The organism is Cellulophaga sp. F20128 (assembly GCF_023015805.1).
Lineage (GTDB): Bacteria > Bacteroidota > Bacteroidia > Flavobacteriales > Flavobacteriaceae > Cellulophaga.
In genome coordinates, this window is record NZ_JALKBA010000011.1 from 80,983 (window position 1) to 102,528 (window position 21,546).

The window sequence follows — 21,546 nt, forward strand, 5'->3', positions numbered from 1 at the left end:
GATGAATCAACCTTTAGCGTATATACACCCAGGAGCTAAAATCGCAAAAAATGTAGTTGTAGAACCGTTTACAACCATACATAACAATGTTATAATAGGGGAAGGAACCTGGATAGGTTCTAATGTAACTATTATGGAAGGTGCTAGAATCGGAAAAAATTGCAATATTTTTCCCGGAGCAATTATTTCAGCTACACCTCAAGATTTAAAATATGCGGGTGAAGAAACTATTGTAGAAATAGGGGATAATACTACTATTCGAGAATGTGCTACTATAAATAGAGGTACCTCGGACAGACAAAAAACAAAAATCGGAAAAAACTGCCTAATTATGGCGTATTGCCATATTGCACACGATTGTTTTGTTGGTGATAATTGTATTTTTTCAAACAATTCTACCTTGGCAGGCCATGTAACTGTAGGTGACAATGTTGTATTGGCAGGATTGGTTGCTGTGCATCAATTTGTATCTATAGGGAATCATGCCTTTGTAACAGGAGGTTCTTTAGTGCGTAAAGATGTACCGCCCTTTGTAAAAGCAGCAAGAGAACCTTTATCTTATGTAGGGATCAATTCTGTTGGTTTGCGTAGAAGAGGAATATCTTCTGAAAAAATAAGAGAAGTTCAGAATATTTACCGAATATTATATCAAAAAAATTATAACAATAGCCAGGCTGTTGAGATCATTGAAGCAGAAATGGAAGCAACTCCAGAACGCGATGAAATTTTACAGTTTATCAGGGATTCTCAAAGAGGAATAATGAAAGGCTACGTTAGTACAAATTAAATAAAAGTATGGCATCAACATCAGACATTAGAAAAGGATTGTGTATAAAATACAATCATGATATTTTTAAAATCATTGAATTTTTACACGTAAAACCGGGTAAAGGTCCAGCTTTTGTAAGAACCAAATTAAAGAGTGTAACCACAGGTAAGGTAATTGATAATACCTTTTCTGCCGGTCATAAAATTGAAGACGTTCGTGTAGAAACACGGTCCTATCAGTTTTTGTATGCAGATGGGGAAACCTATCATTTTATGAATACAGACGATTACAATCAAATTACGTTGCAAGAGAGTAGTTTGGATGCACCAGGTTTATTAAAAGAAGGGGAGGTTGTAACTATTTTGTTTAATACAGAAGATAGTATGCCACTTTCAGTAGATATGCCTGCAAGTGTAGTTTTAGAAATTACGTATACAGAACCAGGAGTTAAAGGGAATACAGCAACAAATGCTACCAAACCTGCAAAAGTAGAAACAGGAGCAGAGGTTAACGTTCCACTTTTTATTAACGAAGGGGATAAAATAAAAGTAGATACGGAAAAAGGTTCTTATATGGAACGTGTGAAGGAGTAGTAGAAGGGTGTATCTTTCCTTTTTTATACAACCCCTTATGCTAGATGCAATGGGGTTACTACTGAATTTTGATAGCTCAATACTATAAACCATGAAATTTCCCATTCCACATACGTTAAAACAAATTGCTTCCATAATTGATTCTAGTTATGTAGGTGAAGATGATTTTTTGGTTTTGGGGATGAACGAGATTCATGTGGTTACCATTGGCGATATTGTTTTTGTAGATCATCCTAAATATTACGATAAAGCCTTAGCATCTAAAGCAACCATTGTTTTAATCAATAAGGAAGTAGCGTGTCCGGAGGGGAAGGCTTTGTTAATTTCAGACGATCCATTCCGTGATTTCAATAAGCTAACCGCTTATTTTAAGCCATTTCAAAAATCAGTCTCCATACAATCTAAAACTGCAAAAATCGGTAAAAACACTATCATTCAGCCCAATGTATTTATTGGGAATAATGTTATTATTGGCGCCAATTGTGTGCTACATCCAAATGTTACAATTTATGACAACTGTGTAATTGGGGATAATGTTACCATACATGCAGGTTCTGTTTTAGGTGCAGATGCATTCTATTATAAGAATAGACCAACAGGTTTTGATAAACTATTATCGGGAGGAAGGGTAGTTATTGAAAATAATGTAGATATTGGGGCTTTGTGCACTATAGATAAGGGTGTTACGGGAGATACAACTATTGGGGAAGGCACAAAGTTAGACAATCAGGTTCATGTAGGTCATGATACTGTAATTGGAAAAAAATGTTTGATTGCTTCCCAAACCGGTATCGCTGGTTGTGTAATTATAGAGGATGAAGTTACGCTATGGGGGCAGGTGGGTACCACGAGTGGAATTACAATTGGTAAAAAAGCTGTTGTCATGGGGCAAACAGGAGTAACAAAATCCATTTCAGGAGGTAAAAGTTATTTTGGGACACCCATAGAAGAATCTAGGGAAAAATTGAGGCAATTGGCCAATGTGAAAAAAATCCCGGCTATTTTGCAAAAGATTGAAAATAAATAAACAAAGATTACTTTAATAATCGCTGGTAAAGCTATATTTTTGTACAGCGAAAAAATAACAAACGATATAATGAGTGTTTTAGTAAATAAAGATTCCAAAATAATTGTACAAGGTTTTACAGGTAGTGAAGGTACTTTTCACGCTGAACAAATGATTGAATATGGTACCAACGTAGTTGGTGGTGTAACTCCAGGAAAAGGAGGACAAGAACATTTAGGTAGACCTGTTTTTAATACAGTTTTAGAAGCTGTTGAAAAAGTAGGAGCAGATACTACAATTATTTTTGTTCCGCCAGCATTTGCTGCAGATGCAATTATGGAAGCTGCTAATGCAGGTATCAAAGTTATAATTACAATTACGGAAGGAATTCCAGTAGCAGACATGGTTAAGGCTGCTGATTATATAAAAGATAAAGATTGTCGCTTGGTAGGTCCTAACTGCCCTGGTGTTATTACGCCCGGAGAGGCTAAAGTAGGTATTATGCCTGGTTTTGTCTTTAAAAAGGGAACGGTAGGTATTGTATCTAAATCGGGTACTTTAACCTATGAAGCTGCTGATCAGGTTGTGCGTCAAGGCTTAGGTATTACTACAGCTATTGGTATTGGGGGTGACCCAATTATTGGAACGACAACAAAAGAAGCTGTTGAATTGTTAATCAATGACCCCGAAACGGAATGTGTGGTTATGATTGGTGAAATTGGAGGTCAATTAGAAGCTGATGCTGCCCAATGGTATAAAAACAGTGGAAGTAAAAAACCAATTGTAGGTTTTATAGCTGGTGAAACTGCTCCTGCTGGTAGAACAATGGGACATGCAGGTGCTATTGTAGGAGGTAGTGATGATACGGCGCAAGCCAAAAAACGTATCATGAGAGAATGTGGAATTCACGTTGTAGATTCTCCTGCTGAGATAGGGTTAAAGGTAAAAGAAGTTATGAGTAAATAAAATGACTCTACTATTTCTTCACAATATAAGAGTGTCTGTTTTACAGGCACTTTTTTTATACCTGAATTTTAGCGTAAATTAGACTTCTCAATCAAAAAAAAATTATAGGCAATGAAGAACCTCTTTACTAAAAATGATGTCAATGAAACTATTGTAAGAATAAATAGTCTTACCGCAGATACTCCTGGCTTGTGGGGAAAAATGACTGTAGATCAAATGTTGGCGCATTGTAATGTAGCTTATGATATGGTGTATACAGACAATTATCCAAAAATAGGAGGTTTTCAAAAATTTATGATTAAGCTCTTTGCAAAATCTACTGTTATCGGATTAAAACCCTATACTAAAAATGGGAGGACAGCACCTGAGTTTATTATAAAAGAAAGAAAAGATTTTGAAGCCGAGAAAACCAAATTGATTCAGAATATAGAGAAAACATTAGCATTGGGCACAGCTCATTTTAACAACAAAGAAAATAGAGCCTTTGGAAAATTAAGTGGTGCAGAATGGAATACCTTATTTTCTAAACATTTAGATCACCATTTAAGGCAATTTGGGGTTTAAATATGATAAATTATTGAAAGTGACTTTTCATTTATTTTTTAACCATCATTTTTAAAAATTGAAGACATATCTTTTAAAGGTCTAAAACAAAACCTATATTTGAATAGCAAGAACACAAAATTTTAATACATGAGACTGTTAGAAGGAAAAAACGTAATTATAACTGGTGCCAGTAGAGGTATTGGAATGGGAATTGCAAAAGTATTTGCCGAAAATGGTGCAAATATAGCGTTTACTTATAGTTCTAGTGAAACACCTGCTTTGGAGTTAGAAAAAGAGTTAATAGCTAGTGGAGTTAAGGCAAAAGCTTATAAGAGTAATGCGGCAAGTTTTACGCAGGCAGAAGAGTTGGTTGCCAAAGTATTGGAAGATTTTGGAGGTATAGATGTGTTGATTAACAATGCAGGAATTACCAAAGATAATCTACTAATGCGTATGGGAGAGGCTGATTTTGATACTGTGATAGAAATTAATTTGAAGTCTGTTTTTAACATGACCAAAGCAGTGCAGCGCACTATGCTAAAACAGCGTAAAGGATCTATTATCAATATGAGTAGTGTAGTGGGTGTTAAAGGGAACGCCGGTCAGACAAACTATGCGGCATCCAAGGCTGGAATGATTGGTTTTACCAAATCTGTGGCCTTAGAATTAGGGTCTAGAAACATTCGCTGTAATGCAATTGCTCCAGGGTTTATAGAGACAGAAATGACAGATAAATTAGATGCTAAAGTTGTACAAGGTTGGAGAGATGGAATTCCATTGAAAAGGGGAGGTTCTCCTGATGATGTTGCCAATGCTTGTCTGTTTTTTGCGTCAGATTTGTCGGGGTATATTACAGGGCAAGTGCTTAATGTAGATGGCGGAATGTTAACCTAATTGATAATTAAAGATGGTAAGAGGTAAGTAAAATGTTTATAAAGTAACTATTGCTTTTTTAAACACGAATGCCTTGAAGCTTCTTAACACTTAAATGGAATACTAATGATATATGTTTCAACAAAAGATATAGCAGGTAAAGAAATAGAAGCACACTTAGGCATTGTACGTGGTAGTACGGTAAGAGCCAGAAGTGTGGGTCGCGATATTTTTGCAGGTTTAAAAAACCTAGTAGGCGGAGAGATTTCTGAGTACACTAAGTTATTGGCAGATGCCAGAGAGCAGGCTATTAAAAGAATGTTGGATGATGCACAACGTCATGGTGCCGATGCGGTAGTAAATGTCAGGTTTACGACCTCTCAGGTTATGCAAGGCGCAGCAGAAATGTTAGCCTATGGAACTGCTGTTAAACTAAAATAGATGTCTACTCTTATTCCTATTTTTATTATGATATTGATATATGGTTCTGTTTTTATGATCTTAATATACCTTATTGTGAAACGAATAGCGGATAAGAAAAAGGAGAATTTTGAGAAAAGAGATAACTAATACATGCAGATTGAAACCGTACTGTGGATTATTTTAGCAGCGATTTTTGCGTTGTCATTAGCCCTTTTTCAATATTATTACAAAACTAAGAGGAGAGATAAACTTATTGTTTTACTCTCCTTTTTTCGTTTTTTAGGTGTTTTTGGAATACTCTTATTAGTGATTAACCTCAAGTTTGTTAAGAAAGAATACAGTGTGGTAAAGCCCAAACTTGTGCTTTTGGTGGATAATTCTAGTTCTATAAAAAATGCGGATGCTGGGGCAAGCGCAACAAGGGTTTTAAAAGAATTTAATAAAAACACGAGTCTAAAGGACCGATTTACCATTTCTCAATATAATTTTGGGGAAGGACTTAGCGAGTTTAATGATTCTTTAACTTTTTCTGATAAGAATACAAATATCGGGGCAGCCTTAAAGTCTGTAAAAGATATCTATAGAGGTGGCAATACAGCTATTGTATTGCTTACCGATGGAAATCAAACCTTGGGCGAGGACTATGAGTTTTTTGGAAACACTTCAAAGTTCCCTGTATTTCCAGTTGTATTGGGGGACACTACTAGGTATGAAGATCTAAAAATAACCCAAATTAATAGAAATAAATACGCCTTTTTAAAGAATAAATACCCCTTGGAGGTACATGTTTCATATGAAGGGAAAAAAACGGTTCAAGCTGTTCTTACGGTTTCTGAGAACGGTAAAACCATATATCGAAAAAATTTAAATTTCACAGCGACTGATAATAGTAAAGTAATTGAAACAAACATAACTGCTACATCTGTTGGAATTAAAAAATTAAAAGCTACAATTAGTGTTTTAGAAAACGAAAAAAATACCGTTAATAATAGTAAAACTGTAGCACTAGAAGTAATTGATGAAAAAACCAATATAGCCATAGTTTCTGCAATTGCGCATCCCGATATTGGCGCCCTTAAAAAAGCTATTGAAAGTAATGAACAGCGTTCTGTACATGTTCTAAAGCCAACGAGTAATGCTAAAGCATGGGAAGATATTGATTTGTTTATTCTGTATCAGCCCATATTATCTTTTCAGAATATTTTTAAATATTGCAACATGGCTAGGAAGAATTCACTTGTAATCACCGGAACCAAAACAGATTGGAGGTTTTTAAATACAGTGCAATCTGAATATGTATTTGAGGAAGGATATCCTGTGCAAGAAGTAATTCCATTATTAAATGCTACTTTTTCTAAGTTTGATTTGTCAGACTTTGAGGTAACAGATTTTCCTCCGCTTCAGAGTAATTTAAGTCCGCTTATTACTATTAAAGCCGATGAAGTTATCTTAAATACGAGTATCAGAGGCATTCAAATTGAAACTCCTTTGTTAACTGTCTCTGAAAGTGAAAATAGCAAAGCGGGGTTTTTATTTGGAGAGGATTTATGGAAATGGAGAATGCAAAGCTTTCGAAATCAACAAAACTTTAAAAAGTTTGATGCATTTATTGGGAAATTGATGTTGTATTTGGTGTCTACCAAGCAAAAAAATCGATTTATCCTAGATTATGAGCAAATCTATCTTGGCCAAAATGAAGCCATTATTAAAGCTTCTGTTTTTGATGAAGCATTTGTTTTTGATGGGAATGCAACGATCGACTTAAAAATTAAAGGAAAAGACAATTCAGTGAATAAGGAAGTGTCTATGTTGATGAATGCATTAAGTTATGAGGCAGATTTAAGTGATTTGCCGGCTGGGGATTATAATTTTACAGCAAGGGTAAAAAATACCAATAATGTTAAATCTGGAGCCTTTTCAATTCTTGAATATGATGTGGAGCAACAGTTTCTATTTAGTAATGAACTTAAATTAAATAGGTTGGCAACTTCTACAAATGGAGAATTGTATTACCCCAATGAAATCAATAAGTTAAATAAGGTTTTATTAGAAGAAAACAGGTTCACCCCAGTACAGCAGAGCAAAGAAAATGTTGTATCTTTGGTGGAATTTAAAATTTTACTTGCGCTCATTTTATTAGCTTTTGCGATAGAGTGGTTTTTAAGAAAATTTAACGGACTAACATAAAAATAAAGATAAAAATGGATAAATTACCCAAGATTGCATTGCCCGTAATATTTGTAGCAGTACTCGTTATTGTTTTAATTTCTAAATCTGCTGTGACAATCGACTCAGGTAAAGCTGGAGTTTTGTATAAAACATTTTCAGATGGTGTTGTTACTGATGAGCCTCCTATGGGAGAAGGTTTTCATATTGTTGCGCCATGGAACAGAGTATTTATATACGAAGTTAGACAGCAAGAAGTAATGGAAAAAATGAGTGCACTATCTAGCAACGGATTGGATATAAAATTAGAAGCTTCAGCTTGGTTTCAGCCTGTTCGTAGTGAGTTAGGAAAATTACACCAAGAAAAAGGAGAAGATTATATTCAACGTGTTTTATTGCCAACCATAAGATCAGCTGCACGTTCAGTTGTAGGTCGTTATACACCAGAACAATTGTATTCTAGTAAAAGAGATGCTATTCAACAAGAAATTTTTGACGAAACTCAAAAAATAGTAAAAGGGGAGTATATTCAATTAAACGAAATACTTGTTCGTGATGTTACTTTACCACCAACTATAAAAGACGCTATTGAACGTAAATTAAAGCAAGAGCAAGAGTCTTTAGAGTATGAATTCCGTTTGGTAACAGCTAAGAAAGAAGCTGAAAAAGTAACCATTGAAGCCCAGGGTAAAGCAGATGCTAACCGTATTTTAAGTGCTTCCTTAAACGATCAGATCCTTAAAGATAAAGGGATAGATGCTACATTAAAATTAGCTGAATCTCCAAACTCTAAAGTAATTGTTGTTGGAGGAGGAGAAGGTGGTTTGCCATTGATTTTAGGGAATAACTAATTTTAATATCAAAATGTAAGAAACTAGCAATAGTTTGTGAAATTTGAAATTTATATTTTTTTTAATAAAAATTAATTTTACTTTTACACCATCATGAGAAACAATAACACACATCATCATTTTTTAACTTGCTATCAAGCGAGCTAGAAATGTTTTGCAGTGTTTAAACATAAATCTAACCCGTTTGAGAAATCAAACGGGTTTTGTATTTAATCACGTTTGGGTTTCTTAAACCATCAAAGTGAAAACAAAATGACAAAAATTAGAATTGCAATTCAAAAAAGTGGACGCCTTAATGAGGACTCCATCGCCATATTAAAAGATTGTGGCATATCAATAGATAATGGTAAAGATCAATTAAAAGCTTCTTCTAGAAATTTCCCAATGGAAGTTTTTTACCTTCGAAATGGTGACATCCCTCAGTATTTAAGAGACGGAGTTGTTGATATTGCTATAATTGGTGAAAATGTATTGTTGGAAAAGGGTGGGGATATCACCTTTTCAGAGCGCTTGGGTTTTTCTAAGTGTAAAGTCTCTTTGGCAGTACCGAAATCGGTTAAATACAATTCAGTACAGGATTTTGAAGGAAAGCGTATAGCCACCTCTTATCCAAATACGGTAAAGAACTATCTGGACAGTAAAGGTGTAACTGCAGACTTGCATATTATTAATGGTTCTGTAGAAATTGCTCCCAATATTGGTTTGGCAGATGCTATCTGTGATATAGTCTCTAGTGGTAGTACTCTTTTTAAGAATAACCTTAAGGAGGTGGAGGTTATGTTAACCAGCGAGGCTGTTTTGGCAGTTTCACCTAAAATAACAGAAGAGCGTAAGGAGATTTTAGCACAACTAGAGTTTAGGATTCAATCTGTTTTAAGAGCTAGACAGTCTAAGTATGTATTGCTAAATGCTCCCAATGAAAAATTAGATTCAATTATTTCCTTGCTGCCAGGAATGCGAAGTCCCACAGTATTGCCATTGGCAGACGAAGGTTGGAGCTCTGTGCATACGGTAATAAATAAAGATAAATTTTGGGAAGTAATTCAAGAATTGAAAAAAGCAGGTGCCGAAGGTATTTTGGTTTGTCCAATTGAAAAAATGGTGCTCTAATTTTTGTTTTGTTATGAATAAGAATTTTAAAATAGCCTTAATTCCTTATGCGGAAATGGAGACTATTCTTCCTTTGGTAATTCAGCTTAATAAAGGCAAGTATCCCGTAGCTGTTTTAAGAAGTCGCTTAAAAGATATGTTAGCTATGGGCGGTTACCAATGTATTGGGGTTTATGACAATCATAAACTAATTGCCTGCTGTGGATTTTGGGTATTAAATAAATTATATGCGGGTAAACATGTGGAAGCAGACAATGTATTTGTTGAAGAAGAATATCGCAGTAATAAAATTGGAGAGCTAATGATGAATTGGCTTTTTGAGTATGCAAAAAGTATAGATTGTATAGGTGCAGAAGTAAATTGTTATAAGCATAATGAGCAAGGTAAAAAGTTTTGGGAGCGTCATGGGTTTGTTGCTTTAGGGTATCACATGATTAAAAAAATTTGATGAACACAGAAATGAATAAAATATATAATCCTAAAAAGGAAAACTGGAAGGCTATTTTAGAAAGACCAACCCAAACTGTAGCAGATATAGAAGATACGGTGGTTTCTGTTTTTAATGAGGTAAAGCAAAACGGTGATCGTGCGATTAAAAAGTATACGAGTAAGTTTGATAAGGTTTCTTTGGATTCTAGCATCGTTTCTTTAGAAGAATTAAGCCAAGCAGAAGAATTAGTTTCAGCTGAGCTTAAAGAAGCTATTCAATTAGCGAAAAAAAACATTGAAACTTTCCACAAAGCACAGCGAACAGAAAGAGTAAGTGTGCAAACGGCAAATGGGGTAAATTGTTGGCAAGAAAAAAGACCAATTCAGAAGGTGGGTTTGTATATTCCAGGAGGTACAGCGCCATTATTTTCAACAATTTTAATGTTAGCAACTCCAGCAAATTTAGCAGGATGTACAGAAATAGTACTGTGTTCACCTCCTAATATAGAAGGAAAAATAAACCCGGCTATCTTGTATGCTGCGAATTTATGTGGGGTTACTAAAATATATAAAGTTGGTGGTATACAGGCTATTGCGGCGATGACCTTTGGTACAGAAACAATACCACAAGTATATAAAATATTTGGACCAGGAAATCAATTTGTTACTGTAGCTAAGCAAATTGCAACAAAGTACGGTGTAGCTATAGACATGCCAGCAGGGCCAAGTGAATTGTTGGTTTTAGCAGATGATACCGCCAATGCGGCTTTTGTGGCATCAGATTTATTAAGTCAGTCAGAGCACGGAACAGATAGTCAGGTTGTTTTAGTTACAACTTCCAAAGAAATGATTGAAGCTGTGGAAACCGAAGTTGAAAAACAGTTAGTGGTTTTACCTCGGGTTGCAATTGCTACAAAAGCAATTGCAAATAGCAAGCTTATCTACATAGAAGAGATAGAGACGGCAATGCAGTTGATCAATGAATACGCTCCGGAACACTTTATAGTTTGTGTTAAAGAGGAAGATTATGTCTTAGGAGCCATTGAAAATGCTGGCTCGGTTTTTATAGGTAATTATACGCCTGAAAGCGCTGGAGATTATGCTTCTGGAACAAATCATACGTTGCCAACTAATGGGTATGCTAAACAATATAGTGGTGTAAACTTAGATAGTTTTATGAAGAGTATTACATTTCAGAAAATATCGGAACAAGGAATACAAGAAATAGGAGTAGCCATAGAGTTAATGGCAGCTGCCGAAGGTTTACAGGCCCACAAAAATGCCGTAACATTACGATTAAAGAGTTTAGAATAATGAAAGATTTTAACTTAGATGCGTTAACGCGAGAGAATGTAAAAGGGCTTCAGCCGTATTCTTCAGCAAGAGACGAATATGTTTCTGATGGTACAGAAATGGTGTTTTTAGACGCTAATGAAAACCCGTATCAAAATGGTGTTAATAGGTATCCAGATCCACAACAACGTACTTTAAAAGCTATTTTAGCGGAACAAAAAGGTGTTGGGGTAGAAAATTTATTGCTGGGAAATGGTAGTGATGAAGTTTTAGACTTACTCTACAGAGCATTTTGTGAACCAAAGGTAGATAATGTCATCACCCTACCGCCAACCTACGGAATGTATAAGGTGCTCTCGGCTATTAATAATGTAGAAAATAGAGAAGTTTTACTAACAGCAGATTTTGAACCTAATGTGTCGGCTATAGCGGCTATTACAGATGCAAAAAGTAAGATTTTATTTTTGTGCTCCCCGAACAACCCAACGGGTAATAGTTTTGCGACTGAAACAATGCACCAATTGTTAGAAAATTTCAAAGGTTTGGTGGTTGTAGATGAGGCCTATATCGATTTTTCTTCTACCCAAAGTTGGGTTTCTCAATTGAAAAAATACCCGAATTTAATTGTAACACAAACACTTTCTAAGGCTTATGGTTTGGCAGGTATCCGATTAGGAATTTGTATTGCATCAAAGGAAATCATTTCGGTTTTAAATAAAATAAAACCTCCTTACAATGTAAATGAATTAACACAGCAAAGAGCCAAAGAACGAGTCTTAGATATAAATTCTGTAAAACAGGAAGTATCTAATATAATGGAAGAAAAGAAGACTTTATCTAAAGTATTGCTTGAGGTAGAGTATGTGTCTAAAGTTTATACTTCTGATGCTAATTTTATCCTTGCTAAAGTGGATGACGCAACAAAAAGATACAATCAACTCCTTAAAAAAGGCATTGTAATACGGAATAGAACAACACAGCCATTGTGTGAAAATACATTGCGATTTACAGTAGGTACGCCAAATGAAAATACCCAACTAATAAACGCACTAAATCAAATGAATACTGAATTGTAATGGGAGCAGCCCCCTTACACTGAATTTTATAAAATTTTTAGGCAGTATAACGCATATTACAATTTTGCAGTAGAACACTAACGAACTTGAAAAATGAAAAAAGTATTATTTATAGATAGAGACGGTACCATTATCAAAGAAACCATTGATGAGCAAATAGATGCATTTGAAAAAATGATCTTTTATCCAAAGGCATTTACATTTTTAGGTAAAATAGCGAAGGAATTGGATTATGAATTGGTTATGATTACCAATCAAGATGGCTTAGGTACCGATGTTTTTCCAGAAGATACCTTTTGGCCAGTGCAAAATTTTATTCTAAAATCCTTTGAGAACGAAGGTGTAGTTTTTAATAAAGTATTTTTAGATCGAACATTTCCACATGAGAATGCCAATACGCGTAAACCAGGGATAGGCTTATTGACAGAATATTTTTCGGGAGAATATGACCTGGCAAATTCGTTTGTAATTGGGGATCGACTAACAGATATTGAACTCGCAAAAAACTTGGGTTCTAAAGGAATTTTTATTAATGATGATACGAACTTAGGTACCGGTGAAATCACTGTAAAAAGGGAAGAATTGGATGATGTTATTGCTTTAGAAAGTAGTGATTGGGAAAAAATATATGAATTTTTAAAGTTAAAAGATAGAGTTTCTGAAATTACTCGTAAAACCAACGAAACCGATATTTACATCAATGTAAATTTAGATGGTACCGGTAAAAGCGATATAAAAACAGGCTTGTCTTTCTTTGATCATATGCTAGACCAATTGGCACGTCACGGTCAAATGGACTTGGAAATTAAAGTAAATGGTGATTTAGAGGTAGATGAGCACCATACCATTGAAGATACAGCGATTGCTTTAGGAGAAGTGTTCGGAAAGGCTTTGGGAACTAAATTGGGTATTGAACGTTATGGTTTTTGTTTGCCTATGGACGACTGTTTAGCTCAGGTTGCTATTGATTTTGGAGGTCGTAATTGGTTGGTTTGGGAAGCCGATTTTAAACGTGAAATGGTTGGTGATATGCCAACGGAAATGTTTTTACACTTCTTTAAATCATTTTCTGATGGTGCAAAAGCCAATTTAAATGTAAAGGCCCAAGGTGTAAACGAACATCATAAAATAGAAGCCATTTTTAAGGCATTCGCCAAAGCAATTAAAATGGCGGTAAAAAGAGATGTAGAAAAAATGGTTTTACCTAGTACTAAAGGAATGCTGTAATCTGAAATAGCAATAAATAAGTTGAATAACTTTTTACTTTGCCCTTATTACTTAATACTAAAATTGAAATGAAAATAGTAATTATAAATTACGGAGCAGGAAACATACAGAGTATAAAATTCGCCATAAAACGCCTTGGTTTTGAGGCTGTTCTAACCGATGATGTAAATGAAATTATAGCTGCAGATAAAGTGATCTTCCCAGGGGTTGGTGAAGCTAGCAGTGCCATGAATAAACTACGAGCAAGTGGTTTAGATACTTTAATTCCGACTTTAAAGCAACCGGTTTTAGGGATTTGTTTGGGTATGCAACTCATGTGCAATTCATCAGAAGAAGGGGGTACAAAAGGATTGGGCATTTTTAATGTTGATGTAGTAAAATTTACAAATAAGGTAAAAGTACCACAGATTGGCTGGAATGAAATATCAAACTTAAAAACGAATCTGTTTACTAGTGTAAAAGAAAATTCACATATTTATATGGTACATAGTTTTTATGCGCCACTGTCCAATGAGACTATTGCAACGTCCAATTACGATGTTGACTATAGTGCTGCTTTACAGAAAAATAATTTTTATGGGACACAATTTCACCCAGAAAAAAGTAGTGTAGTAGGAGAACAGATTTTGAGAAACTTTTTAACTTCAAACTTTTAATTTTACAAATGAGAATAATACCAGCAATAGATATTATAGACGGCAAATGTGTTAGGTTGTCTAAGGGTGATTACAATACTAAAAAAATATACAATGAGAACCCTTTAGAAGTTGCTAAAGAATTTGAAGCACACGGCATAGAGTATTTACATTTAGTGGACTTAGACGGCGCCAAATCCAAGCACATAGTAAATCATAAGGTATTGGAGCAAATAGCTTCTAAAACAAACTTAAAAATAGATTTTGGAGGCGGATTAAAGTCGGATGACGATTTGCGAATTGCATTTGAGAACGGTGCTCGGCAAATTACAGGAGGAAGTGTTGCAGTGAAGGATAGGGCTATGTTTTCCTCCTGGTTGGAAAAATTTGGAGCAGATAAGATTATATTAGGGGCAGATGCTTTGGATGAAAAAGTAGCTGTTTCTGGCTGGTTAGAAGAATCTAAAGAAGAGTTGGTTCCCTTTATTCAAGAATACCAAAAGCAAGGAGTTAGCTACGTGATTTGCACGGATATTAGTAAAGATGGGATGTTAGAAGGCCCGTCGTTTGATTTGTATGCAAAAATAATAGCAGAAACAACAAGTGGATTAAAATTGATTGCCAGCGGCGGAATTTCTACTTTTGATGAATTACCCAAGCTTGCAGAAATTGGTTGTGAGGGAACTATTATTGGGAAAGCAATCTATGAGAATAGAATTTCAATGAAACAGTTGGAAGAATTTATATTAAACAGTAAATAGTATAAAGCAAGACGTACAAAGTTTCTTATTAGAGCTTAAATAGTACTTATTACTTAATACTAATTACTCAATACTTTGATTAATGTTAACAAAAAGAATAATACCCTGCTTAGACATTAAAGATGGCCGTACCGTTAAGGGCGTAAATTTTGTGGATTTGCGCGACGCCGGTGATCCTGTGGAATTAGCAGAAATTTATGCTAAAACTGGAGCAGATGAACTTGTTTTCTTGGATATTTCTGCTACCGAAGAACGCAGAAAAACATTGGCAGATCTGGTGTTACGGGTTGCAGAAAAAGTTAATATTCCATTTACTGTTGGAGGAGGTATATCTTCAGTAGAAGATGTAGATGTCTTATTGCAAAACGGTGCAGATAAGGTGTCTATAAATTCCTCAGCCGTTAAAAATCCGCAACTAATAAATGATTTGGCAGCTAAATTTGGATCGCAATGTGTGGTTGTGGCCATTGATGCGAAAAACATAGACGGTAAATGGATTGTTCATTTGGTAGGAGGAAAAGTACCAACCGAATTAAATTTATTTGATTGGGCGAAGGAAGTAGAAGAAAGAGGGGCAGGAGAAATTCTATTCACTTCTATGGATAATGATGGTACCAAAGACGGTTTTGCAAATGAAGCCTTGGCGCGATTATCGACGGAATTGAATATTCCAATTATTGCTTCTGGAGGAGCAGGAACTATGCAACATTTTACAGATACCTTTAAAGATGGTAAGGCCGATGCTGCTTTGGCGGCCAGTGTTTTTCACTTTAAAGAAATAGAAATAAAAGACTTGAAAAAAGAATTGAAAAATAACGGTATTCCTGTTAGATTATAATAGTAAAACGCACAAAAATGACAATAAATTTCACAAAAAGTACGGACGGATTAGTCCCTGCAATTATACAAGATGCAACTACCAAAACGGTTTTAATGCTAGGGTATATGAACCAAGAAGCTGTTGATAAAACGAAGGAAACGAAAAAAGTTACGTTTTATAGCAGAAGTAAAAATAGGTTGTGGACTAAAGGAGAAGAGAGTGGTAACTTTTTAAACTTGGTTAGTATGATGGTCGACTGCGATAACGATTCTTTATTAATTACTGCCAATCCAGTTGGGCCAACTTGTCATACAGGTACAGATACATGTTGGAAAGAAGAGAATATATCTAGCTATGGATTTTTGTCGGAACTAGAAAATATAATTACAGATCGCAAGGATAATCCCGAAAACAAGAACAGCTATGTTGCATCGCTATTTAGAGACGGAATTAACAAAGTGGCTCAAAAAGTAGGAGAAGAAGCTGTTGAAGTAGTAATTGAGGCAAAGGATGATAATGACCACTTATTCAAGGACGAAAGTGCAGACTTATTGTTTCATTACCTAATTTTATTACAGGCAAAAGGTTTTAAATTAAACGATATTGTAACGGTTTTAAAAAGTAGACATTAGTGAACAGGTAATGTAAAAGTAAAGGTGCTACCTTCTTTTGGTTTGCTAAGTACAGTAATGGTGGTATTGTGTAGTTCCATTATTTTCTTAACGATAGCTAAGCCTAAACCAGCACCCCTTTTCTTTTCGGATTTGTCTAGTTGTTTGTATCTATCAAAAATATAGGGTTGTTCATTGATGGGTATCCCAGCTCCGGTATCTGTAATATTAATTTCTACGTTTTTAGATTGTTTTTTAATGGCAAGTGTAACTTTACCATTGGGTTCTGTATATTTTATGGCATTTTCTAAAATGTTTTGCAAAGCACGTTCTACCATACTCACATCTGCAAATACAAAGTTATTTTCATTTGAAGCATCCATGACCAGCGTAATCTGTTTTTTTTCAGCAATGACTTTAAACTTCTCAATTAAATCAAACGATAACTCTGTAATAGAAAATGGTTCCTTTGTTGGCGTAATTTGCTCTGATTCTAATTTAGAATACTCAAATAATTGGTTTATTAATTTTGATAATCGATCTATATTATTGTGGGTAATGTGTAAATACTCTTCTTTTTGACGCTCAGTTAGGGTATCCTTTTTTATTTGAAGGGTTTCTACATATCCCTTTAAAATGGCAAGGGGAGTTCTTAAATCGTGTGATACATTGGCAATAAGCTCTCTGCGTAACATGTCTACAGATTGTATTTTATCCATATTACTAACTATAGTATCTGCCATATCATTAAAAGAATTAGCAAAAACTTCAATATCAGATCCTTTTGGATTTTTAATACGCGCTGTACGGTCTCCTTCTTGAAATTTGTTAATGGTACTGATCATTACACGTAGGTTTTTTGTTAAAAACCAAATGCTTAATAGTCCAAGTAAAGCCGCAAATACCATAGTAAGTAAGGTAGCACCAATACCAAGTTTCATAAAGTATTGAGATAATAGTCCGCTACTTATAGTTTGAAATTCCTTACCAGCGAGAATTATATAAATATAACCTTCTTTGTCACCACTTTTAAACGGAGCTGCAGAGAATATCTTTTGTTGCCCCGGATTTCTTGGGTCGTCACCTAGAATATAGTTCTCACCATCTGCCTTAATAAATTCATTTATTGGACCAAGAGAAACATGCTTAATGGGTTCATTTGCACCATGTTTTAAAACGACCGAATACAGAACAGAACCAGCTTTATCCAACAAATAAACCTCTATGCTTCTGTTAACTGCCATCATATCATGCATTAAATCACCAAAAAGGGGTTTGTTAACATTACCATCTTCTAAAAACGGAGAAGCATTTTGGAATTTTTCTTCAATAAGATGGCTTGCTACTTTCGCATTTACTTTTTGAATGGTAGCTTCATTGTATTTGTTGGCAAAATATCCTGTGATAAGAATATAGCAAGCCCCCATTAGTAAAATAATTAAGATAAAGGCAAGCCATAATTTCTTTATTAGATTATTTCCTACTATTTTTTTTGAGGTTCCCATGATCAAATATCTTCATTAAATTTATAGCCAACTCCCCAAGTGGTAAGTATATACCTGGGTTGTGCCATATTAGTTTCTATTTTTGCACGTAATCTGTTTATATGAGAATTAACGGTATGCTCATATCCTTCAAAGTTATACCCCCAAATAATGTTAAGAAGTTCTGTTCTAGAGTAATTTCTCCCTGGATTAGAGGCCATCAAAATTAGGAGTTCAAATTCTTTTGGAGACAAATCAATTTTTTGCGTATCAAGAAGTACTTTTCGTTTATCAATATCTATAAATAGACCTTCAAAATTTAAAGAAGTAGAGTTGATTTCCTCTATTTTAGGTGTAGTAGATCTTCTTAATACTGCTTTTATTCGCGCTAATAATTCACGGATGCTAAATGGTTTTGTTAAATAGTCATCTGCCCCAATTTCTAAGCCGAGTACACGATCTATCTCTTCTGATTTAGCAGTAAGCATTATAATAGGTGTGTTTTTTTTAGCTCTTAGTTTTTTGCAAACTTCTAAACCATCCATAATGGGCAAGGTAAGGTCCAGTAAAATAAGACTATAGTCGTTCTCAAGAGCTAAATTAAGGCCAGTTTCACCATCCATCGCTTTAGATGTGTTATAGACCATATCTGTTAAATGGATTTCCAGTAATTGTATAATCTCTGGATCGTCTTCTATGATTAATATCTGTTTCATAATATAAGGTGCAAAGAAGTTAATAGATATCACAAAGCTATCACAAACTGAGAAAGTTTGTTAAGTCAATGAAATTAAGCTTTTAACAACGATATGACTATTAGGAGGTAGTAAATATCACAAATACCTTACAAAAGTAGCTGTAAAGTTTACTTTTCTGTGATTTTAGCGTTACAAACAAGCAGTTTATTTGTAGTCTAATCTTAAAAACTCTAAAAATATGAAAAAGTTACTTTTATTAATTATGGCTACAACACTTGCAGTTGGCTGTAATTCAGATGATGAAAACAACGAACCACTAACCAAAAATTTAATTATTGACATTGATGGTTTAGAAGACTTGGGGTCAGATTTTGTTTATGAAGGATGGATTATAGTGAACGGAGCTCCAATATCTACAGGTGTTTTTAATGTAAATTTGAATGGCATGCTATCTCAAACTTCTTTTTCTGTAGAAACAGAAATGCTAGATCTAGCCACAGCTTATGTGTTATCTATAGAGCCTTCTGTAGATACTGACCCTGCACCAGCAGCAACCAAGCTATTATCTGGTGTTTTTTCGGGTGAAGTTGCCACTATTAGTAGTACAGATCTCCTAGGTGACTTTACAAATGCTAATGGAACTTTCTTTTTAAGAACCCCAACAGACGAGGCAGACGGTATGAATAATGGAAATGATGAATTTGGAATTTGGTTTGGTACCCCAGGAGCACCACCAACTCCTAATTTTAACCTACCAATATTACCAGATGGATGGGTTTACGAAGGTTGGGTTGTAGGAACTGAGGGGCCTTTAACTACAGGAACGTTTACAGATCCAACGGTACAGACAGCAGATTTAAATGACCCTTTTAGTGGTGAAAACCCAGGTCCTCCAATTCCTGGAGAAGATTTTTTTAACAATGCTCCAACAGGATTTATATTTCCTTTAGATTTAAGAGGAAGAACTGTAGTTATTTCTATAGAACCATCCCCTGATAATAGTCCATCTCCATTTTTGTTAAAACCTTTGGTAGGCATGTCAGGACAAGATACGGCACCAACAACCTATGAATTAAGCTTAAATAGTGATTCGTTTCCTACAGGACAGGTAAAACGAAACTAAAATCATTACAATTAAAAAGAGCTGTTAGAAATTCTAACAGCTCTTTTTAATTGATTGTTGTCCTAGGTTCAAGACCAAATATCTAATTCTTCTTCACGAATAGAATCAATAGAATAAGAACCAAGCTTATTTTTTCGAATAGTAAATAGTTGAAGTGTAAGTAGGCATAACAAAAGATAACTCAATACAATTCCTATTCCTACAGCTAAAAAAGTTTCTGGTAAAATTAAATCCTTATAAGTAGCATACCCAAATAGTAAACTGGCGGTATCTATAATTTTATACAAGTATACTCCAAATACGACATAAAAGGAGTATTCTAAATTTCTTAAATCTGTATCTGGATATTCATTTTCCTTCAATTTAAACCAAATGGCATATAAGTACACAAAGTGCACAAGGGTGAGAATTGCAAATAAATAACTGTCAATTTTATTAAAGTAAAACTTATCTATTAACAATCCATAAAAATTGGATACAATAACAACAGCCAATAAGAGAACTGACATTATAATTACTGCTTTCCAGCTAAATATAGGTGTAGGCTTTTTCATTGTTCTTTTTAGAATTAAGATTTGGATACTGTATTCTAATTTGAAAAAACAAAGTAAGTATCTTACTACAAATACTAAAAAAATACTCGCTTAAAGCCTTAAATAACAGTGATAATGTAGGGATGTAAGATAAAAGGTATTCTAGATCCGTTGACCGGAAAACCCCACAAATCTAGAATTTGTACATTTTTACGACAACCAACCTTTTTTAAGTGCCGTTTGAGCAAAAATGACCAAGGCTATGGCAACTAAAATCACCAGAATAGGAAAATATAAGGCCTGATTGCCCATAACTTCTAAGGTATTACTCATAAAGAAAGCATATATATTTTGAGCCAATACCCCCAATAGTGATACTAGAAATACGGTTTTGGCTAGCTTTTTCCGTAAAAGCAATAGTATACAACCCAAAACTCCTGCAAAAACAGCGATGGCAAATGCGGCTGTTACCCAGGGAGGTCTAGCGGCATAAAGTTCTTGTTGGGTTGCAGGAAGTGCGGTTAAAACCTCTTGGGGCATATAGGCATCTGCCAAATAGGCCATAACCCCCATAATATTCCAGAGTAATGCAACAATAGACAGTATCCAAAACCATACGGGTATTTTGTTTGTTGAAATTTGAGTCATTGTATTTTAAGTTTGGTTAATAGTATAGTAAAGTACAAAAAAATCAGATATCACTTATATTCTTATTATTGGTGTATTTTTGATGCAGTGAAAAAACAAAAACAATATTACTTAATTAGATTGCAATTTTTGGGCTATCGCTTTAGTGGGTGGCAAAAGCAGCCAGGACAAAAAACCATTGAGAGTATGCTTTTAAAAACTTTAAAGTTTGTCCTTCCAGACCGACAGTATAAAATACTAGGGGCAGGCCGTACAGATGCTAAAGTGTCTGCACTGGATGCTGCTTTTGAGTTGTTTTTAGACGGAGAACCTATAGCTTTAATTGAAGATTTTAAAGTTCATTTTAATAAAAATTTACCTTCAGATATTCGAATTATAAGTATTGAACACATCAAGGAAAAGTTCAATATAATTCAGCATAGTAAGGAGAAGGAGTATGTGTATTTGTTTTCTTTTGGTAAAAAAAACCATCCGTATGCAGCGCCTTTTATGGCAAACATTCAAGAAGCTTTAAATGTAGAAGAAATGGAGAAGGCTGCTCAACTGTTCCAAGGAACACATAATTTTAAAAGTTACACCGCTAAACCAAAAGAAAACGGAAAATTTATTAGGACTATATCTCTATCGGAAATACGGGAGAATACCATTTTAAAAGCCAACTTTTTTCCAAAAAAATCCTATGCTTATCATATTAGAGGAGAGGGTTTTATGCGCTATCAGGTCCGTATGATTATGGGGGTTCTAATACAGATAGGTAAAGGAGAATTACAACTTTCTGATATCGAAAAATCCCTAAAAGAAACGTCTGAAATTAAGTTTAAATCTGTAGCTCCAGGTTCTGGTTTAATGCTGCATTCACTGGCTTTTAATTTTGATGAGGACTAAATACTTCGCATATTTTTTGT

General features: G+C 34.6%; 25 protein-coding genes. 21 read left to right on the forward strand and 4 right to left on the reverse strand.

Going from position 1 to position 21,546, the window contains the following annotated elements:
• Position 1 precedes the first annotated feature (1 nt).
• From lpxA to hisIE, 19 genes are all read left to right on the forward strand, one after another.
• Positions 2–787 (forward strand): acyl-ACP--UDP-N-acetylglucosamine O-acyltransferase, encoded by a 786-nt coding sequence (gene lpxA / locus MWU65_RS11790; protein WP_247078177.1) that lies wholly within the window; start codon positions 2–4, stop codon positions 785–787.
• An 8-nt stretch (positions 788–795) separates the two neighbouring features.
• Entirely contained in the window at positions 796–1,362 is a 567-nt protein-coding gene (gene efp / locus MWU65_RS11795; protein WP_247078178.1) for an elongation factor P, read from the forward strand.
• Positions 1,363–1,453: 91 nt separating this feature from the next.
• Positions 1,454–2,389, forward strand: a complete 936-nt coding sequence (locus tag MWU65_RS11800; protein ID WP_247078179.1) for a UDP-3-O-(3-hydroxymyristoyl)glucosamine N-acyltransferase — start codon at positions 1,454–1,456, stop codon at positions 2,387–2,389.
• Positions 2,390–2,458: 69 nt separating this feature from the next.
• The gene (gene sucD / locus MWU65_RS11805) at positions 2,459–3,334 is read left to right on the forward strand and encodes a succinate--CoA ligase subunit alpha (protein WP_247078180.1); all 876 of its coding nucleotides are present in this window, start codon (positions 2,459–2,461) and stop codon (positions 3,332–3,334) included.
• A 111-nt stretch (positions 3,335–3,445) separates the two neighbouring features.
• Positions 3,446–3,898, forward strand: coding sequence for a DUF1569 domain-containing protein (locus MWU65_RS11810; RefSeq protein WP_247078182.1), 453 nt, complete (start codon positions 3,446–3,448; stop codon positions 3,896–3,898).
• Between the two features lie 129 nt (positions 3,899–4,027).
• Positions 4,028–4,774 (forward strand): 3-oxoacyl-[acyl-carrier-protein] reductase, encoded by a 747-nt coding sequence (fabG, locus tag MWU65_RS11815; RefSeq protein ID WP_247078184.1) that lies wholly within the window; start codon positions 4,028–4,030, stop codon positions 4,772–4,774.
• Between the two features lie 105 nt (positions 4,775–4,879).
• Positions 4,880–5,194, forward strand: coding sequence for a YbjQ family protein (locus tag MWU65_RS11820; protein WP_247078186.1), 315 nt, complete (start codon positions 4,880–4,882; stop codon positions 5,192–5,194).
• Positions 5,195–5,323: a hypothetical protein gene (locus tag MWU65_RS17700; RefSeq protein ID WP_281501036.1), complete on the forward strand. Its 129-nt coding sequence runs from the start codon at positions 5,195–5,197 to the stop codon at positions 5,321–5,323.
• Positions 5,324–5,326: 3 nt separating this feature from the next.
• The gene (locus MWU65_RS11825) at positions 5,327–7,363 is read left to right on the forward strand and encodes a vWA domain-containing protein (protein ID WP_247078188.1); all 2,037 of its coding nucleotides are present in this window, start codon (positions 5,327–5,329) and stop codon (positions 7,361–7,363) included.
• 14 nt (positions 7,364–7,377) lie between these two features.
• Complete coding sequence (locus MWU65_RS11830) at positions 7,378–8,193, forward strand: prohibitin family protein (RefSeq protein ID WP_247078190.1); 816 nt, start codon at positions 7,378–7,380, stop codon at positions 8,191–8,193.
• A 252-nt stretch (positions 8,194–8,445) separates the two neighbouring features.
• Positions 8,446–9,303 carry an ATP phosphoribosyltransferase gene (hisG, locus tag MWU65_RS11835; protein WP_247078192.1) on the forward strand — a complete coding sequence of 286 codons (858 nt, stop codon included), beginning with the start codon at positions 8,446–8,448 and terminating at the stop codon, positions 9,301–9,303.
• Between the two features lie 13 nt (positions 9,304–9,316).
• Positions 9,317–9,751, forward strand: a complete 435-nt coding sequence (locus MWU65_RS11840; RefSeq protein ID WP_247078194.1) for a GNAT family N-acetyltransferase — start codon at positions 9,317–9,319, stop codon at positions 9,749–9,751.
• An 11-nt stretch (positions 9,752–9,762) separates the two neighbouring features.
• A complete protein-coding gene (hisD, locus tag MWU65_RS11845) occupies positions 9,763–11,046 on the forward strand; it encodes a histidinol dehydrogenase (protein ID WP_247078267.1) in 1,284 nt (427 codons plus the stop codon).
• Positions 11,046–12,101, forward strand: a complete 1,056-nt coding sequence (gene hisC / locus MWU65_RS11850; RefSeq protein WP_247078195.1) for a histidinol-phosphate transaminase — start codon at positions 11,046–11,048, stop codon at positions 12,099–12,101. Before hisD ends, hisC begins: the two co-directional genes overlap by 1 nt.
• Positions 12,102–12,194: 93 nt before the next feature.
• Positions 12,195–13,328, forward strand: coding sequence for a bifunctional histidinol-phosphatase/imidazoleglycerol-phosphate dehydratase HisB (hisB, locus tag MWU65_RS11855; RefSeq protein WP_247078196.1), 1,134 nt, complete (start codon positions 12,195–12,197; stop codon positions 13,326–13,328).
• Between the two features lie 68 nt (positions 13,329–13,396).
• Complete coding sequence (gene hisH / locus MWU65_RS11860) at positions 13,397–13,984, forward strand: imidazole glycerol phosphate synthase subunit HisH (RefSeq protein ID WP_247078197.1); 588 nt, start codon at positions 13,397–13,399, stop codon at positions 13,982–13,984.
• Positions 13,985–13,992: 8 nt separating this feature from the next.
• Complete coding sequence (gene hisA, locus MWU65_RS11865; protein WP_247078198.1) at positions 13,993–14,724, forward strand: 1-(5-phosphoribosyl)-5-[(5-phosphoribosylamino)methylideneamino]imidazole-4-carboxamide isomerase; 732 nt, start codon at positions 13,993–13,995, stop codon at positions 14,722–14,724.
• A gap of 82 nt (positions 14,725–14,806) precedes the next feature.
• Positions 14,807–15,562, forward strand: a complete 756-nt coding sequence (gene hisF / locus MWU65_RS11870) for an imidazole glycerol phosphate synthase subunit HisF (RefSeq protein ID WP_247078199.1) — start codon at positions 14,807–14,809, stop codon at positions 15,560–15,562.
• Between the two features lie 17 nt (positions 15,563–15,579).
• The gene (hisIE, locus tag MWU65_RS11875) at positions 15,580–16,176 is read left to right on the forward strand and encodes a bifunctional phosphoribosyl-AMP cyclohydrolase/phosphoribosyl-ATP diphosphatase HisIE (RefSeq protein ID WP_247078200.1); all 597 of its coding nucleotides are present in this window, start codon (positions 15,580–15,582) and stop codon (positions 16,174–16,176) included.
• Here the strand turns inward: hisIE and MWU65_RS11880 are convergent.
• Both MWU65_RS11880 and MWU65_RS11885 read right to left on the reverse strand, forming a co-directional pair.
• Positions 16,173–17,660, reverse strand: coding sequence for a HAMP domain-containing sensor histidine kinase (locus tag MWU65_RS11880; RefSeq protein WP_247078202.1), 1,488 nt, complete (start codon positions 17,658–17,660; stop codon positions 16,173–16,175). The two genes, hisIE and MWU65_RS11880, sit on opposite strands and share 4 nt — an antisense overlap.
• Before the next feature lie 2 nt (positions 17,661–17,662).
• Positions 17,663–18,355: a response regulator transcription factor gene (locus MWU65_RS11885; protein WP_247078204.1), complete on the reverse strand. Its 693-nt coding sequence runs from the start codon at positions 18,353–18,355 to the stop codon at positions 17,663–17,665.
• A gap of 220 nt (positions 18,356–18,575) precedes the next feature.
• Here MWU65_RS11885 and MWU65_RS11890 point away from each other — a divergent pair, with 220 nt between their 5' ends.
• Positions 18,576–19,460: an anti-sigma factor gene (locus tag MWU65_RS11890; RefSeq protein ID WP_247078205.1), complete on the forward strand. Its 885-nt coding sequence runs from the start codon at positions 18,576–18,578 to the stop codon at positions 19,458–19,460.
• Between the two features lie 68 nt (positions 19,461–19,528).
• Here the strand turns inward: MWU65_RS11890 and MWU65_RS11895 are convergent, their stop codons facing one another.
• Both MWU65_RS11895 and MWU65_RS11900 read right to left on the reverse strand, forming a co-directional pair.
• The gene (locus tag MWU65_RS11895) at positions 19,529–20,014 is read right to left on the reverse strand and encodes a hypothetical protein (RefSeq protein WP_247078206.1); all 486 of its coding nucleotides are present in this window, start codon (positions 20,012–20,014) and stop codon (positions 19,529–19,531) included.
• Between the two features lie 189 nt (positions 20,015–20,203).
• The gene (locus MWU65_RS11900; protein WP_247078207.1) at positions 20,204–20,641 is read right to left on the reverse strand and encodes a hypothetical protein; all 438 of its coding nucleotides are present in this window, start codon (positions 20,639–20,641) and stop codon (positions 20,204–20,206) included.
• Positions 20,642–20,827: 186 nt separating this feature from the next.
• Between MWU65_RS11900 and MWU65_RS11905 the strand changes: the two genes are divergently transcribed.
• Entirely contained in the window at positions 20,828–21,526 is a 699-nt protein-coding gene (locus tag MWU65_RS11905) for a tRNA pseudouridine(38-40) synthase TruA (RefSeq protein WP_281501038.1), read from the forward strand.
• Positions 21,527–21,546: the final 20 nt, after the last annotated feature.